Genomic DNA, 15,388 nt, shown 5'->3' with positions numbered 1-15,388 from the left:
AGAAATACCCAAAATCGAACCAAAGCATTGGATTATAACCAAGAAAGAGCTAATGACAGTTTTTTGGTTAATACCTCACTGACACCTTACATAGTGAAACTAGAAAATTCTAACTTAGAACTGTACCACTAAAGGGAAGTTGACACAGTCCGCTTCTTATCTTCTCGAGTCACTTGTTAAAAGGTAACTATTTTTCTGGAAACTCACAAACTCAAGGGTCCGAATTTAGAAAAATAGCTAAAAATCGCCATTTTTCTTGAAACACCTGACAGGCCTTGTAATACATCCCTTTCCAGATTTTTTACAGAACTAACCTGTAATAGTATGCTGTTACTATGAGATAAATCTCTGCGTAATCAATAAACTAAAAACGCGAGTTAGCTTTAACTGCTCGCGTTTTTTGTATTTGTGCTAGCTCCAGAACTCAAGCCAAGACTAATTTCACTGACCTAAAACTCGTTCTTTGAATCCTTCATCGTAAACCGTGCTTTTCTCCATAGCTCATGACTTCTTCCAGGCTTCTAATCGGATTCATTTGAATAGATGACTCTTCTATCGCAACATCTAATTGAGCATCTGAACACACCTTTTGGATAATGGCTTTAAACCAAAGGTCTGCGTAAGGTGAAATAACAATGTGCTCTATTGCTTTACCCAAATCTATATCTAACATAAGGCCTGAATCGGGGTTTGTTTGTTCTTTTTCTAAAAGGTCTATTTTTGAATTCCAGCTCATAAGTCTTACCTCTTTCTCAAATGAGTAAGGCTTTGATTTAGATATAAATGGATCAAGTGGTTCACCTTCAAACTCATCATGAGCATGGCATATGTAATTAACCGTATTGAGCTCCAAATTATCACACAAGCTACTAGCCTTAACGGCAGATAGAAGTTTCTCTTCTGAAGAAAAAATACAAACTGCATTTTTGTCACCGCCATATAGCCTCCACATGGCTGAACATTCATGATCCGACGCATGCCAGCAACTCACATATATCCACTCTCGACACCGCGGGAACACTTGCTCTCCTTCACAACAAGGGTAGCTACCAAACGGGGTTGAAAACATGCGATTGTTTATTTCTTCTGTGCGATTTTTTATGTTTTCTTTGGAGTGTTTTCTTTCCTCCTCACTTTCATTTGAACTCGGCCAACTGTAGTTGACCAACATATCTAGCCACTTGTGCTCATTGGAAATACCAAAAAAGTTACTGACCGTGAGTCCCCCCTCTAAAGCGTCCTCAAAAGATGACATCTTAGCGAGATAGAGCTTTTTCGTTTGCAGGAGGCTTATAAATTTGGGCAGATCCATATAGCGTTGGAGCACTTGTGACATAAAAAATATCCTAACGGGAAAGTACTCCAATAATAGCCTACAATTGCTTAAAATTTTCGCAGAACAAAGAAGCCATAAAATTCCTTTTATCTGAAAGAAACCTATAGGTTGAATAACGAGTAGGTTTCCGGCTTTAGATGTACAGCTACTGCGAAGACTTCGCTTCCCCTTTCTTCGCAACTGTAACCTGGTTTTTAATATGAAACGCGCTGTATTGATTCAGATCCTGAACATAGACCGCACCGGATTCTTTACCATTGGCGTCATGATGTGGGGTGGCGATCACAGCCTTACCGTCGGAGAGACCGACATTCCAGCCAAACTGGTCACCGGGCTGCGCATTTTTCGCGACCACTTTCGAGGCGTAGCGCCAGCCATCGGGGTGCTTTTTATAGACATATAATGCGCCGGTGTCTTCACCTTGTACGTCGTGGTTCATGGCGCTGATGATGGCGGTATCCCCGCTCAGTGCTACGCCACGACCAAAGCGGTCATCGGCTGCGCCATCCGGCGAAGTGAGTTTTTGAGCCTCGGTCCAGCGTGTGCCTGTTCGCTCAAAAATATAGGCAGAGCCGGCATCTACACCCAGATGTTCTACATCGTCTCTGCGTGCGGAGATGAGTGCCGTATCTCCTGAAATTGCGACTCTGACGCCAAAGATATCGGTTTTGCCAGCATCGGCGGCCATCAGCTTGGCTTGTTGCTGCCACTGGTTATCTTCGAGCACATAGACGTACACGGCACCGGCGTTTTCTGCAGTTTTATCATGTAAGTCAGCACCCACTACGATGGTGTTACCGTCTATCGCGACGTCGATGCCAAATAAGTCGCCCGCAGCACCATCGCTGGCCATGATTTTGCTGTGGAAGCGCCAGCTATCCCCGGTGCGCTGAAAAATATAGGCCGCACCCGCGTCATTCGCTTTTGTATCACTGCGTGGTGCGCCAATGACCAGTGTCGTGTCTGTTAATGCCAGGCTCTGGCCAAAGGCATCTCCGGGTTGGGCATCGGGCGCGGTAAAAATCTGTGTCTGTGTCCATTTATCGGCATAGCGCTCAAAGGCCACCACAGCGCCGGCATCTTTACTTTTGTCATCCCGCCTCATCCCGCCGAGCATGGCAATATTGTTGTTCAGGACCACCTTGCCACCCAGCGTGTCGTCGGCGAACAGGGGAGAGGCGATCAGCTTAGCCTGTTGCTGCCAGCCTTTATCACCGAGCACATACACATACCCGACACCGCCATCTTTGATGCCATTCACATCAGCCTGATGTGCGCCCACCAGCACCGTATTGCCGTCAATAGCCGCGCCGTAGCCAAAATAATCTTGCGCCCTGCCATCATTGGCCAGTAATCTGTCTTGGGCAACGCTGTGGCCAGCCAGTGCCGTCAGTATGGTGCAAAGGCTCAGCTTTATCGTTGTGCTTACTGTCACGTTCCTTCCTTTTTCTTTCCTGTTAAGCCAATATAATCTGTCTGACTTTTGATTATTTTTCAATAGTTTTGATTTTAATTAGGTACACTCACCATGCAAAATAACCGGCAAAGTTACGTCGGCTTTGCGTAAGCAATGCAGCATATAGAAGCACCGGAGCAGGTCAAAATCGTCGTTTTGCTGAAGTTTTACGGATAGCTGGTATAAGCCGAGTTGCTCCAGCTTACCCTGCCAAATCCTGACTTCATCGTCACTTTGATAAGGGAAGGCACATAACCACCTTGAAAAATCCACAAGCAGCTGTTGTAACTGAGTTATTTCCCGGCCAGGCACAGCAGTTGTTCGGGCAATAAACTTGGCACGCCAACGGTCCAGAAAACGACTTTCCGTTGATATTTGATCGAAATATAAGGATTGCCACTGTACCCCATCGCTCTGTTGCAGTGCGAAGGGCCTCAGCTGTATTTGGTTTCCCTTCTCGCTGACATTACACGCGATATATTTAACCGGTAAACCTTCCAAAGCGGCCATGTTTTTCATGAGCAATGCATGGTTACACTGATAAGGTACAGTTAGCGTGAGTGTGTTTTTATTTGCGTCCCGATACTGGATCTGGAATTGTTGAAGTGCCTGATCAAATTCCAGATGATGAAACCGATCAGGTGCAATCACAATATACGGCTCAGCCAACCACTCTATGGTGCTAAAATCAGCATAATGAACAAACGGAGCACCTTTTTCTGTAGCGATGACCTCTGTTGACTGCGTACGCCGTATTCGGTCGTATTCATTCATCTCTAACTTATTAAATGACACCAAGTTCCCCATGAGCTCCATAGCGGGTTTCGATGTCTCCCAAAAGCGCATATACCGGGCGACATGTTCAGAGTCAAAGTGACCCGACGTATTTGCTCTGGCCTCTGAAGCTGAAAAAATCTGGCCGTTTGACGACTGAAATAAAATGGTAAGCCCTTGCGCGCCCCCCACACTTTGCCAGGGTTCAGGACCTAAGCAAAAGAGTGTGGTTTGGTCTTGCCCTGCGGCTGATTTAGCCTCACTGATGGGTTTCTCTATCAGGACCAGAAGGTATGCCAGCTCAGTCATAATCACCAGTTCATCTCTGAGCCCTTCTCCCGATATAAAGCGCTGGTAGGCACCAATAACGCGTTTACACGCCTGACTCTCAGCCTTTAGCCCTGCTTTCGCCAGCGGGATGATTAACAATTGTAAGTCCAGTAAATGGGCAGAACGCACCCGATGGATACCCACCCACCACACACAGAGCAGCGCCGCCTTGAGTTCTGTTTGTAGTGTCTTGAGGCTAGTCTGTATCTGAGTTTGCTCAACCAACAACCAATCCGGCCACTGCCACTCCACTCCCTGTTCACAGCTGTAAAGGTAAATACCCCACAGCTTTTCTGCTTTACTGACAGAATCCCCTACCAAGTCATCTATATGCTGCGCTTTTGTAAAGCTAAATGCCTGGCCATTAATCTCTATGTGCACCACGGCACCATCTCTGGTACCACTATAAGATGCGCTGAGCGTGTAAAGTTTATACACCTTACGGACAGCTTCTCGCCCCGCACTTTTCATAAGTGCATCCGGATCTACTGCTGGTACTTTTTCATCACATGCATCTTCACTCTCTATCACAAATAAAGCGACGGCAACCAGATGCTTACAGAGCCCTTGTACACTACAACTGCATCGGCTTCTGGTCATGTCTTCAACATCCAATGTTCCCGCCACGCCCTCGATGCTGTACTCGATACTCGATTGGGCCTTGTGAATAACAGGTGACTCTTTTTGCAATACCTTGTTCGCACGCCTAACCAATCCGGGACTCGTGAGCTGCTCTAAAAACTGCTGGTTCATTTCACTAGTCCCATTTGTTTCGCCAGCCAATCAGCAAACTGATCCGGGCTCAGTGCCGCTATTTCCATGCCCAGACCAGATAAGCGTTTAGTAGCAAAGCTATCGTAAAATGGGTCGCCCCGGTCGTTCATCGCCGTCATGCCTATCATTTTTACTCCACTGCCTATTAATCTTTGCGCTTGCTCAAATAGCGCCTGAGGTGATCCCCCTTCACAAAAGTCAGAGACAGTTGCAATCACGGTTCTGCGTGGGTCAGACACTGTATTTTCTGCCACTTGCCAGGCTTTTGTTATCAGGGTTCCTCCGCCAAGCTGCGTTGAGAGCAGCAGGGAGACCGGGTCCTCAACCTTTGAACTCAGATCCACAACATTCGTATCGAAGACATATAAGGTTAACGAAACAGTCGGAAGACGATGGAGAATACCCGCGATCACCGCTGAATATATAATTGACTCTGCCATAGACCCAGATTGGTCAATGCACATAATCACGTGCCATGGCAGGCTTTGTTGGTGTCGCGTATTAAAGTAAATATTTTGAAAGTGCAGTTTTTTCTTTTCTAAGTCATAGTGTTTCAGATTAGATTTAATTGTTTTTTGCCAGTCTAGGTTAGCCAGTTTTCGTGCCCCACTGTGCTCGTATCGATTGATCCGCCCTTTTAATTTTTGTGTAAAAACCGGCGTTAGCCGAGCAAGTAACTGGTCAACTACAGACTCTATGATCCTTTGCACCTGCTGGCGTACTGCTGGGTTTTGGGTGCTTCCCAGGCTCAACAAGTGCTTCAGTAACCCCACACTTGGCTGTAGTTTTTCCAACACCTTGGGTTCATTAATACAAGCAGACAAAGAAAACTCTTCGATAGCTTCTTTTTGCAGTTGATGAGAAACGGAATTAGAAAATAGCTGGTCAATGTCATTCAGCCATTCAACCAAAGCTGGTGCGCTATCGTCCAGGCCCGCACTCAGTTTGTGCCCTCTGTCAGTCAGGCCGTGCTGATATAACTGAAAAAGACATTGATCCTGCGCTTGCTGGTTTGCTGACAGCTGGGCGCCCAGGCGGTCTTCCGCATACCGGCCTAAAGCCAAACGCCAACGTGATTTTAGTCGCTCAGCCATTCAGATAACCCCTGCTGTTTTAAGTTAATGATCATTTCTTGTTGCAGGTATGCAGCGCGGTCAATGCTGTCCTGACTGATGCCAATGGGCTGCCATGCAAGGCGCTCATCCCATTGGTTGATCCCCTGTACACGCTGAGCTATCCGGTCAATCTCCTGACTATCAAGACGACAAAACATTTTCCGTAATGATGGTAGTATCAGGTTGAACTGCTCATCTGAGATCAGTTCCAGCCAACCATTTAGAAGTGTCAAAATGACCGGCTGTTGATCCAGCCAATGTGGTAACAAGGAAGCAATCGCTCGTAAAGCATCAAACGCGACTTGAGGATCACGCGAATACAAAAGTGTTAACTCATGGCCCAATGCATCAATGTCTTCACTTGAACTGGCCATTAGCGCAGAGATTGTGTAATAAAGCCAGGTTTTATGGCTTTGTTTACTCACTATCCTTTGCAGCTGCACTTTCCAGTCTGGAGCCAATTGATAGGTCACGCAAAGACCTTGCAGAGACATCAGAATATCCAGCGCTTCTCTTGTCTGGAGTGCATTCAGTTGCATTAATTGTCCACACAACTGCTGCCACATTTTTTCAATCAACTCACGGAGCAAATCGTGTTCACGAGCAAACAGCGGATGCTTAGCCAATGAAAGCATATGAATCATTGCTGATATCAGCACTTTCAGGTCCGTCTGCAACTCTAAAGCCTGACAACAGGCGCTCAGGTTGTCGGCAACCAGTCCATCCAGCCCACACTGGATAGCATTAGCAATCCACTCAATACGCCCTTCGAAATCCAGGTCGGGCAATTGCATCAGGAGCGTTTTTTTCACCACTTCATCGAGCCTATCACTCAACTCGGACAGTTCAAGCAGCGTGACTTCGACATGAGGAGACCATTGGTATTCCCACACCTCGTGCTGACGCGATAAGTCCGCACCATGCGAAAAACTCGGGCCGACCAAACGCGTACAAAATGGAATGCCAAGCATGCAGCAGCTAAACAGAAACTGCCGCCTGTTGCGTGTTGAGCCGCTCGGCTCAAAAACATCAAACCGTGCCTTTTTAGCTTCACTGTACTGCAAAGACAAACGATGCTGCTTTGCCAGCGCCCGCACATTCGCAATTAATGGCAGTTCAACGCTTCCCTCTGGCAGCTCTCCCAAGGCTCTGCCACGCCACTCAAGCTGCAACTGAGTGAACCAGCTAGTCGTTTTTTCTCCCTGTAACCAGCAACTCGCAACACTATCTGACAAGTCGTAATAACTTGGCTGATTCATCCCCCGTAACTGTAATAATCCCTGAAGGTGCTCGGCGGCCTTAATCTTATCGGCAACCGACATGAAATCGGGGGCACAGCGTTCGAGCATCGTCAACACCAGATCAAAATGTGCAACCTTACTTTGGCGCATCAGAAACCACTCTTTGGTATAACCCGGATATGGCATACCAGCCCGATAGCCTAACAGTGCATCCAACTGAGGTTCACTGTATCGCACCAGATAACTTGGTTCATCGGGCGTCTGATTTAATTGCCTGTGATCATCAAATGCAAATAAAGCAGGGGTATGGAATCCACCTGTCAGTACCAGTATTTTGCAGCCTTTTTTGTGCGCTGCTGAAATATGAGCACGCATATGGTCTTCTCTCAGCTCGTCGCCCTGTCGCACCAGCTGTGCCTGAGAAAAACACGCCCGGCTGGCCGCACAAAACAACAAAACCTGGAAAAAAAACGCATCAGCACTGGTAAATTCTTTTTGCTCAAACAAGCGACACCAAAGCTCGTCGGCATCTCTGCATTGATAACGCTGCTGTAACTGCTGGCTGTAACTAGAGCTATTTAGCCAGGATTCATCCCAGCATGCCTCGCCCGAAGCGTGTTGACTATGTGGTAAGTCAATAAAACTGATCTCTGCCCCAGTCTGTTTTGCCCACTTGATAGCCTGATATTCCGGACTATTTTCAGCCAATGGAAAAAAGCTGCCTTGCTGGTAGATTGCGATCGGCGGCTTGGTGTGGGCGCTTGCAATATCATCCACGTGCTGCAGATAGTTCGCAGGTGCTTCAATCAGCACCTGCTCTGGCTCAAACGTATTTAATAGTTCGATCAGGTACAAGCTGCAAGCAGGGCTATGATGACGGATTGGTGCCCAGCGTATTCTCTCATCCGCATAAAATAGCTCAGACAGTTCCTGCTTCCATTGACCCGCGTTCAGCTCATCCACAGCACTTTTCCTGCTTCAAAAAAGTCCCGCCAATGTGCCTGTTCACGGGCTCTCTCGCGCACGATAATGTCAAGATAACTGGCTAATTTAGCCATGTCTTCCACATTGTCTTTGATTACACTGCCATGCATTTGCTGGGCGATATGCGCCCCGCTGAGCGGCTGTTGTAAAAAGTGGCTTTGCAAAGCGCATGCATGCACAATATTGACGGCCTCTGCGGTCGATAAAACCGCTTCCAGACTTTGCAAGTTGCTCTGTCCTTTGCGCCTCAGGTCATTAAATACCTGTACAAGCAAAGCCACCAGCTCATCGGCAATGGCAACAGACACTGACTGCTGAGCTAACTGTGTGCTCACCTGCGACTGGATCAGGCGCCGCTCCTGAAGTGGATCCTGAAGCACCGGTACGGTTTCAAAGTTAAACCGACGTTTGAGTGCGCTGGACATTTCATTAACGCCCTTATCAGCCAGGTTTGCAGTGCCAATCAGATTAAACCCTGGCTGAGCCTGAATACTGACCCCCAACTCAGGCACTGTGAGTTGTTTCTCGGACAAAATTGAAATCAGTGCATCCTGAATTTCCTGAGGACACCGGGTCAGCTCCTCAATTCTGGCTACCTTGCCTTGTTCCATCGCATGGTAAATAGGGCTTTTTACCAGCGCTTCTAGACTTGGTCCGTTCGACAATAGTTGTGCAAAATTCCAAGTGTATTTTAGTTGTTCTTCACTTGTGCCGGCAGTGCCCTGAACCAATAGCTCACTGGTCCCACTGATAGCGCACGCCAGTAACTCCGACAACATTGACTTTGCGGTACCCGGCGGGCCGACCAGCATCAGACCCTGGTTGCTCATTAAGCTCACTATGGCACGCTCGACTAACGCGGCTTCACCATAGTACTTTTTGTCTACCCCCAGCTCAGGCTCGCCGAGTATAAAAGCCTTCACAGCCCGGGGAGAGAGCTGCCACCCTTGTGGCTTAGATGCTGAATCTTGCTCTTTAAGCAAAGCCAGTTCATCGGCAAATTTTTGCTCCGCTCGCTGGCGTAATGGTCTCACCATGGCAATTTACTCTTCCAGTTTGCATCTTCAGAGCACTTGGCAGCAACCCTTTCGTAATCCAAAGCCATGGCATTGAGCAGACTTTTGTTGAGCTCATTCAAAGGCACAAAGTCCTGCTCCCGCCAGTAATTTGATTTAGACAAGGGCACAACCCCCACACTGTAAATAGCCGCAACCATGTTTTCTTCCGGCAGCTGGCTGCCAGAGAACTCAAATATCAAGCGGTAGCCCAGTGACTGAAATTCTTTGAAGTAAAAGAAGAAGGTGCCCCCATCTTCGGCTTCACTTCGCTGATAGCCTCTTTTGGTCAACAGGCCACGTAACGTGAACGTGTCACTTAAAAATCCTCTGAAATGGGTCAACTGGGTTTGCTTTGGTTCGATGCCTGCCAAATTAAATTGTGCGGCGGCTAGTTGCTCAAATAAAGGTTTTACTTTGTAATCCTTCATATGCGTAATCCACAGCTTGAGCTGTTCAGCAGTGAATTCATGACCGGATGCCAAACGCACCTGAGTGATCCCGTTGGTCTCCAGCTCTTCATCGTCCAGGTCCAGTAATTCGCCATCATCACTGGGGCGTGCAGCCACCCACTGATTGTCGATTTCAAACTGCCAAACGAACCTTTGTACCAAGTGGTACATAACCGGATGCTGCCATAAGTACTCCTGCCAATCTGCAAACGTCCATTCGCGGCCACAACACATGGCTTCAAACAATCGTTGCGTTTGTAATGCAATGACTTGTTTCAGCTCTTTTCTATTGGCGTTGAATTGCTTCTTAGCGTGGCTATACTGCTCTGTGTCGTCGTCCTGGCGCGCCTGCGGCAAAGATTTTAGCGCCTTCCCCTGTTCATTGAGAATCGATATTTTGAGATCAGACGTAAGCACCAGTTTTAACGCTCTATTACCTAACTCAAAGGTCTCCATTTCACCTGCAACACTAAAGCCTGCACTGGGGATGGTGCGGTCTGCCAATTCATCCTGGCTCCAGCCATTTCGCTCGGCGATCCGCTCAATCAAAGTTCTTGCAGTTTCCTGCACTGAACGGGTACGGTAGCGACGAGCCGTACTCAGAAGTAATTGTATTGCGGCCATATCATCACTGTTGGCCAGGCTGGTCAGCATGGCTTCAATCTGGTGACGTCGCGTATAATGCTGCTTCATATAGCGAGATACCAGTTCAACGGCTTCAGCACCTATCATGCCGCTGATCAGGCAAAGCATGCCTTTATCTTTAATGGCCGACCCCAGCAAAGTCTCTTTGTGAGATTTAAACAACCATTTATAAGCATCTTCAACGGTTTTGTTCTTATAGTGCTCTCCCCAGCTCCAACTGGAATAACGCTGCCAGGATAAGTGAGTGCTCGCTTTATTTTCTTGCGCGTATTCGTGCGCTTCACTGTCAGAAGGGCACGCTGTATCCTGGCCAACAAACGCGGAAAAAACATATCTGCCCAACTGATGCTGACTCGTCCTGTCGAGCAAACGCAGATAGTGTAATAACAACCGATTGGCGCCGGGCTCTTTGAGCTTAACAGCAAGCACAATCCACCAGCGAATGATCTCAGCATCCACCTTGCTCCCATCTGAGAAAGACAACGCCGGGAGCTGTTCAAAAGGGAACCATGTCATGGACTTAGGTATGGCCTTTTTTAATCCCAGCTGCGCTTCTTTGAGCAATTTGTCTGGCGACAAATAAGCAGAAATGTCCTGCCCTAACTCAGAGAGCGCCGCAAGTCCTTCAGCTTTTGCAGATTCCCGTTTTTCTTTGTCTACCATTTGCTCCAGTGCAGGAATGGCTTCCCGGGCATTCAATTTTGCCAACCATCTTGCGGCCTGAATACGCTGCTCCTGCTTGCCTGAGCACAAGGCCTGTGTTACCCGTCCGATATCTATATCGAAGTGACCCAGCACCTGCTGTGCAGCAGAGCGCAATATTTTGCCATCCCCCAGAGCCAGCTCATACAGGAAATCCGAGTAACGCGTTGGCAGTTCGGGTAAATACTGTAACAGCAAAGTGGCTCTTTCCAGATAGCTTGCCCGATAGTAGGCGTCCTGCTCTTTCGGGTTGAATAAGTGGCCGTCTAATTGTGCTTGATGCTCAATTAAAAACGGCCATATCTTGATCGTCTCGCCCACCCCCGAGGGCAATTCTGCCACCTCTTCGCGCCAACTCGGTTTAAAGATCAGATCTTTAATGCGCTCTGTACTGAAACCTTTACGTTGGTAATACTCAATAATCTGGCGATAATCATTCAATTGCGGGGTGCTTGTCCTGGCAAGTGCTTCAAAAAGCGGATGATCAAAAATCTGATAATAGCGTGCCGGAAACAGGTTGATATAGTTGATCAAATGAATAAGCTCTATGTCACTGTTTTCCAGAACTCGTGTTTTTTCAAATGCCTCAACGATAAAACGCCTTACTTTATGAGTGTCAGCATTTGCCACACCAGATTCAATGACCACCAGCTCTTGCTCAATGTCTTTGTTCGTCAGTGCCCGCAACTCTTGAAACTCCTTCTGGGCATAAGTCCAGTCGGTGTTATTCTCTTTATTATCAGCGACCTCTTGTCTGGCTCGTTCTTTTTTGTGCTCCGCCAGCTGCTCCAGGGCGGCAAAACAATCTCGCTTTAGCTGCTCAGGTAACGGGGCTGAGTCTGGCAGCGCAACAAAGCTGGGCAAAGTAATATTTGCAAAAGCCTGAGCGACCTCGTTTGTTGCAGCCTTGTCTGACAAAACTTTTTCAATAGACTCCAGCACTGCTTTGGCGGTCTCTGTTTGACGCCAGGTTTTTAGTAAACTCTCGCCATTTTCTAAACACTCAGGGGCTATTTCTACCCAGTGTTTTCGTGATGTGGCATTTAAATGGCTATAGTTGCTCTCAAGGTATAACGCCAGCTTGCGGGTATCTAAAAACGGCAGCAGGGCTTTTGCCTTGTCACGCACAACTTTGGAAGAGTCTGAATGCAGCAGCATCGCCAGTGACATCAGATTTGATTTGTCTTTTCGCTCAACAACAAAGCGTATTAACTCACACCTTGCTGCGATTGACAGCTTTTTCAGCTGATGCGGATCAGCAGGCAGCTGACAAAAACCGATATGATCAATATGAATTAAAAACCGTTCTATGGCTGGCATCGAGAGATACCCTGCATTCGCCCTCAATTCCAGTAAATAGATCCAGATGGCCTCTTTATCAATGCCATTTGCTTTGGCCAGTTCAAATAACCAGGTTACAGATTGGAACGGCGCAGGCTCCACACCCGTTTGGGAGTTTGCATCGTGAATGTAAGCAAAATTCAGCACATCCAGTAACTGGCGGATCCAGCCGGGTAAACCAGAGTTCTGCACAGTGGTTATGGAAAGCTCCCTTCGGCAGCTGGCCAGCACATTGCCAAGACGCCGTGCAATATCAAAGTCACACAACAAGTCACTGCGCAAAAAATCTATGAAATTATAGGCGCGGACATTATTTTCAAACCCACTTCCGCTCTGTCCACCCTTAAGGTAGTAAATCATCAGCCGTGTCTGATGAAGTGTTAATTCCTGAAGTTGCAGCTCGGTAAGTTGCTGCAAGTCAGATAACACACTGTCAGATTCACCCGACACCACGTAAGACACTATCCGCCGGGGTAGTTTGGGCTCAATTTGCTCGAAGTCCTTGCATGCTTTCTCAAGGCCATCCTGCTGAACAGTATTGGTGTAAGTTTTAAGTATATTCCCTAAAAGATCGGACAACATATATCAATCCCTATTGTAATTTACCGACAATTGAACCAAACAAACCCGTTGAACTCAATGCTATTCGCAGCAGCTATCAGACTGAACTAGGTTTACCAACTCTTACCTGGCATCGCATCCATCTAATAATTCTCCATATTCCGTGCAAGTTTATCCGTTACCCTCGCAATAAAAGTACCTAAAACAAGAAACTAAGGATTTCACAATGAATACCAAGTTAAATGCGCTCTGTCTGGCGGTTTCGCTGGGCGTCTCGGGCCAGGCGATGGCGGCCTGTAGCGGGCTTGTCGGTGGTGCCTCGGCTTATCTGGACGGCGATACGCTGAAAGTTGCGGGGTCACGCCACAGCGAACAGTTCACCCTCAGTAAATCGGGCGACACCCTGACCGTGACCCGTAAAGTAGGTAGCAGTAGCAGCTGTGAAGTCTTCTTTATGAGCCAGATCAGTGCGCTTGAAGCGCGCCTGGGCAATGGCGCCGATTCGTTCAATGCCAGCAGTATTTCGGTGCCGCAAACCTTGTACGGTCAATATGGTAACGACACCCTGATCTCGGGCAATCAGAACGATCGTCTCTACGGAGGTCGGGGCAATGATACGCTCAAGGGCAACAGTGGTAACGACCAGCTGTTTGGTGAAGATGGCAGTGACACGCTTCATGGTGGCTGGGGTAACGACCAGCTCAAGGGCGGCAACCATCATGACAAACTGTTTGGCGATTACAACGACGACACCCTGTGGGGCGATGATGGCGGCGACTTGCTGATGGGTGGTCAGGGTACAGATGTACTTTATGGTGGCAACGACAACGACTATTTGGGCGGTGGCTGTCGTCTGGCCAATGCCAACAATGGCTATATTTATGAGCAGAGCAGTTGTAACAGTAATCGCGATGGCAACGATAAACTCTACGGCGGCGCGGGTCATGATGTACTCAGCGGTGACAAAGGTCATGACACCCTGTATGGCGAAGATGGCAATGACTACCTGACCGGCAATGGCGGCCGCGAAGATCGCTTACATGGCGGCAATGGCAACGATGCCTTGTTCGAAAATGGCGATGGTAATCCAAACAGCCTGCGCTGGCACAAAGCCTGGGGTAATAATGGCGATGATATCCTCTTTACCAATAGCGAAAACTCCAATCAGGAAGGCGGTAAAGACAATGATGTGATTATCACTTCTTCGAGTGGTTTTGAGGCCAAAATCCATGGCGGAAAAAGTGCCGACTACATCTGGAGTGCCGACGCTGCACCTCAGGGCACCTGTGGTAAAGGCGATGATAAGGGCATGGTGTTTCTGAACAGCTGTGAAGGCACCACCTGGGTGAAAGACTACCAGGGTTTGCTGTCTAAGGTAGATAACAGAAGTAACTTTAACAACCCCTATTACGAGGCAGCCAACGCGGTAGTTGAAATGTCTGGTGAGTACTCTGGCTATAACAATGGCTGGCGCAGCCTGGGTGTGCGTCCTACGCCGCTATACGACATTGTATCCAGTGCCGTCTTTGGGCGCTGGCTGAACGACCAGTCTACTTTGCCATATTCTTACTATGAATGGCGGGTTGATTATAATGTCGGGAACTCCGGCATTTATGGCACTTATTTTAACTGTATGGAAAACAATGTGGCCTATATGTGCCGTCACATCATTCAGCAAACGGAGACCTGTTATAACAGCAGCGGTGACTCAATTAGCTGTAGTTAATTGCGTTTTGTTCTCACTGGCAGGGACGCCAGTCAGGAGCTTTTGCTCAGACATTCGTGTCAGGCATAGCCATATCTGTGTAAATAAGGTACAAAGGAAGTCTGTTGAGCCAAGGATTGTGATCCAATGAACACCCACCCCGGTTATTACCTACTTCCTGCTTTGCTCAGCGGGTGCATGACCTCACCAGCACACAGCTTCAGTCTTCAACTTATATCAAACGGCAAAAAGCGGATATGTTTTCCCGTCACAGAAGACTCAGCCAGTAACAGATGACATGATCAGAGCAGCACTGTACACCTTGCTGACGCTGACACCTGAACAATGCCAAGCTTAGCCTCGAAAGAAAATGAATGTAATAACTTATAAACCCGGAGGTTGTTTATGACTGTTCTGCTTTACCTCGCCGCTGCGCTGTTAATTTTGGTTTCACTGGCTCACTCCTACCTTGGTGAGCGCTTTATCCTCATTCGGCTGTTTAAGCGCGATAACCTGCCACAGCTGTTTGGCAGCAGCGATTTTACCATCCGCACGCTACGTTTCGCCTGGCATCTGACTTCCATCGCCTGGCTGGGGTTTGCCGCGCTGTTGATTGCACTGGCATCACCTGAATTTACCGCAGCAACGCTTACGCAAATCACTGCAGTGACATTTGCGCTTCACAGCTTGCTGGCGCTGGTTTTTTCAAGGGGCAAGCACTGGTCGTGGTTATTGTTTGCGGTGGTGAGTGTGCTGCTTGTAGCGGCCGTGATGTAGCCGACCACAGCCCCCGCCCCCCGTTGTGTTTCATCTTAGCCAAGCTATTCAATCACCCAAAAATGATATAATATAACAATTCAGTTAATATACTAAACTGCGCGCTTGTTGGCTCTGTGTAAGCAAACGCGCTAGTAATC

The 15,388-nt window shown here is 47.9% G+C and carries 9 protein-coding genes; 2 read left to right on the top strand and 7 right to left on the bottom strand.

Annotated features, from left to right (window positions below; translation table 11 throughout):
* Window positions 1-472: 472 nt before the first annotated feature.
* From CWB98_RS07180 to CWB98_RS07150, 7 genes are all read right to left on the bottom strand, one after another.
* Entirely contained in the window at window positions 473-1,336 is an 864-nt protein-coding gene (locus CWB98_RS07180; RefSeq protein ID WP_138544239.1) for a DUF2971 domain-containing protein, read from the bottom strand.
* A 145-nt stretch (window positions 1,337-1,481) separates the two neighbouring features.
* Window positions 1,482-2,771 (bottom strand): FG-GAP repeat protein, encoded by a 1,290-nt coding sequence (locus CWB98_RS07175; RefSeq protein WP_138544238.1) that lies wholly within the window; start codon window positions 2,769-2,771, stop codon window positions 1,482-1,484.
* Between the two features lie 78 nt (window positions 2,772-2,849).
* Entirely contained in the window at window positions 2,850-4,649 is a 1,800-nt protein-coding gene (locus CWB98_RS07170; RefSeq protein ID WP_138544237.1) for an SWIM zinc finger family protein, read from the bottom strand.
* Window positions 4,646-5,764, bottom strand: a complete 1,119-nt coding sequence (locus tag CWB98_RS07165; protein WP_138544236.1) for a VWA domain-containing protein — start codon at window positions 5,762-5,764, stop codon at window positions 4,646-4,648. Before CWB98_RS07165 ends, CWB98_RS07170 begins: the two co-directional genes overlap by 4 nt.
* A complete protein-coding gene (locus tag CWB98_RS07160) occupies window positions 5,749-7,989 on the bottom strand; it encodes a DUF5682 family protein (RefSeq protein ID WP_138544235.1) in 2,241 nt (746 codons plus the stop codon). The genes CWB98_RS07165 and CWB98_RS07160 overlap by 16 nt, the downstream gene beginning before the upstream one ends.
* Window positions 7,977-9,047, bottom strand: a complete 1,071-nt coding sequence (locus tag CWB98_RS07155; RefSeq protein WP_138544234.1) for an ATP-binding protein — start codon at window positions 9,045-9,047, stop codon at window positions 7,977-7,979. Before CWB98_RS07155 ends, CWB98_RS07160 begins: the two co-directional genes overlap by 13 nt.
* Window positions 9,041-12,787: a DUF4132 domain-containing protein gene (locus tag CWB98_RS07150; RefSeq protein ID WP_138544233.1), complete on the bottom strand. Its 3,747-nt coding sequence runs from the start codon at window positions 12,785-12,787 to the stop codon at window positions 9,041-9,043. Before CWB98_RS07150 ends, CWB98_RS07155 begins: the two co-directional genes overlap by 7 nt.
* Window positions 12,788-12,992: 205 nt before the next feature.
* On the opposite strand from CWB98_RS07150, the gene CWB98_RS07145 reads away from it, so the two are divergent.
* Both CWB98_RS07145 and CWB98_RS07140 read left to right on the top strand, forming a co-directional pair.
* Window positions 12,993-14,492: a calcium-binding protein gene (locus CWB98_RS07145; protein ID WP_138544232.1), complete on the top strand. Its 1,500-nt coding sequence runs from the start codon at window positions 12,993-12,995 to the stop codon at window positions 14,490-14,492.
* Window positions 14,493-14,876: 384 nt separating this feature from the next.
* Complete coding sequence (locus tag CWB98_RS07140) at window positions 14,877-15,248, top strand: hypothetical protein (protein WP_138544231.1); 372 nt, start codon at window positions 14,877-14,879, stop codon at window positions 15,246-15,248.
* Window positions 15,249-15,388 lie beyond the last annotated feature (140 nt).

The sequence above is a fragment of the Pseudoalteromonas rubra genome (assembly GCF_005887115.1).
Taxonomy (GTDB): Bacteria; Pseudomonadota; Gammaproteobacteria; order Enterobacterales; family Alteromonadaceae; genus Pseudoalteromonas; species Pseudoalteromonas rubra_F.
The sequence above is the reverse complement of the archived record's forward strand: the minus strand, read 5'-3'. Positions and strand labels throughout refer to the sequence as shown.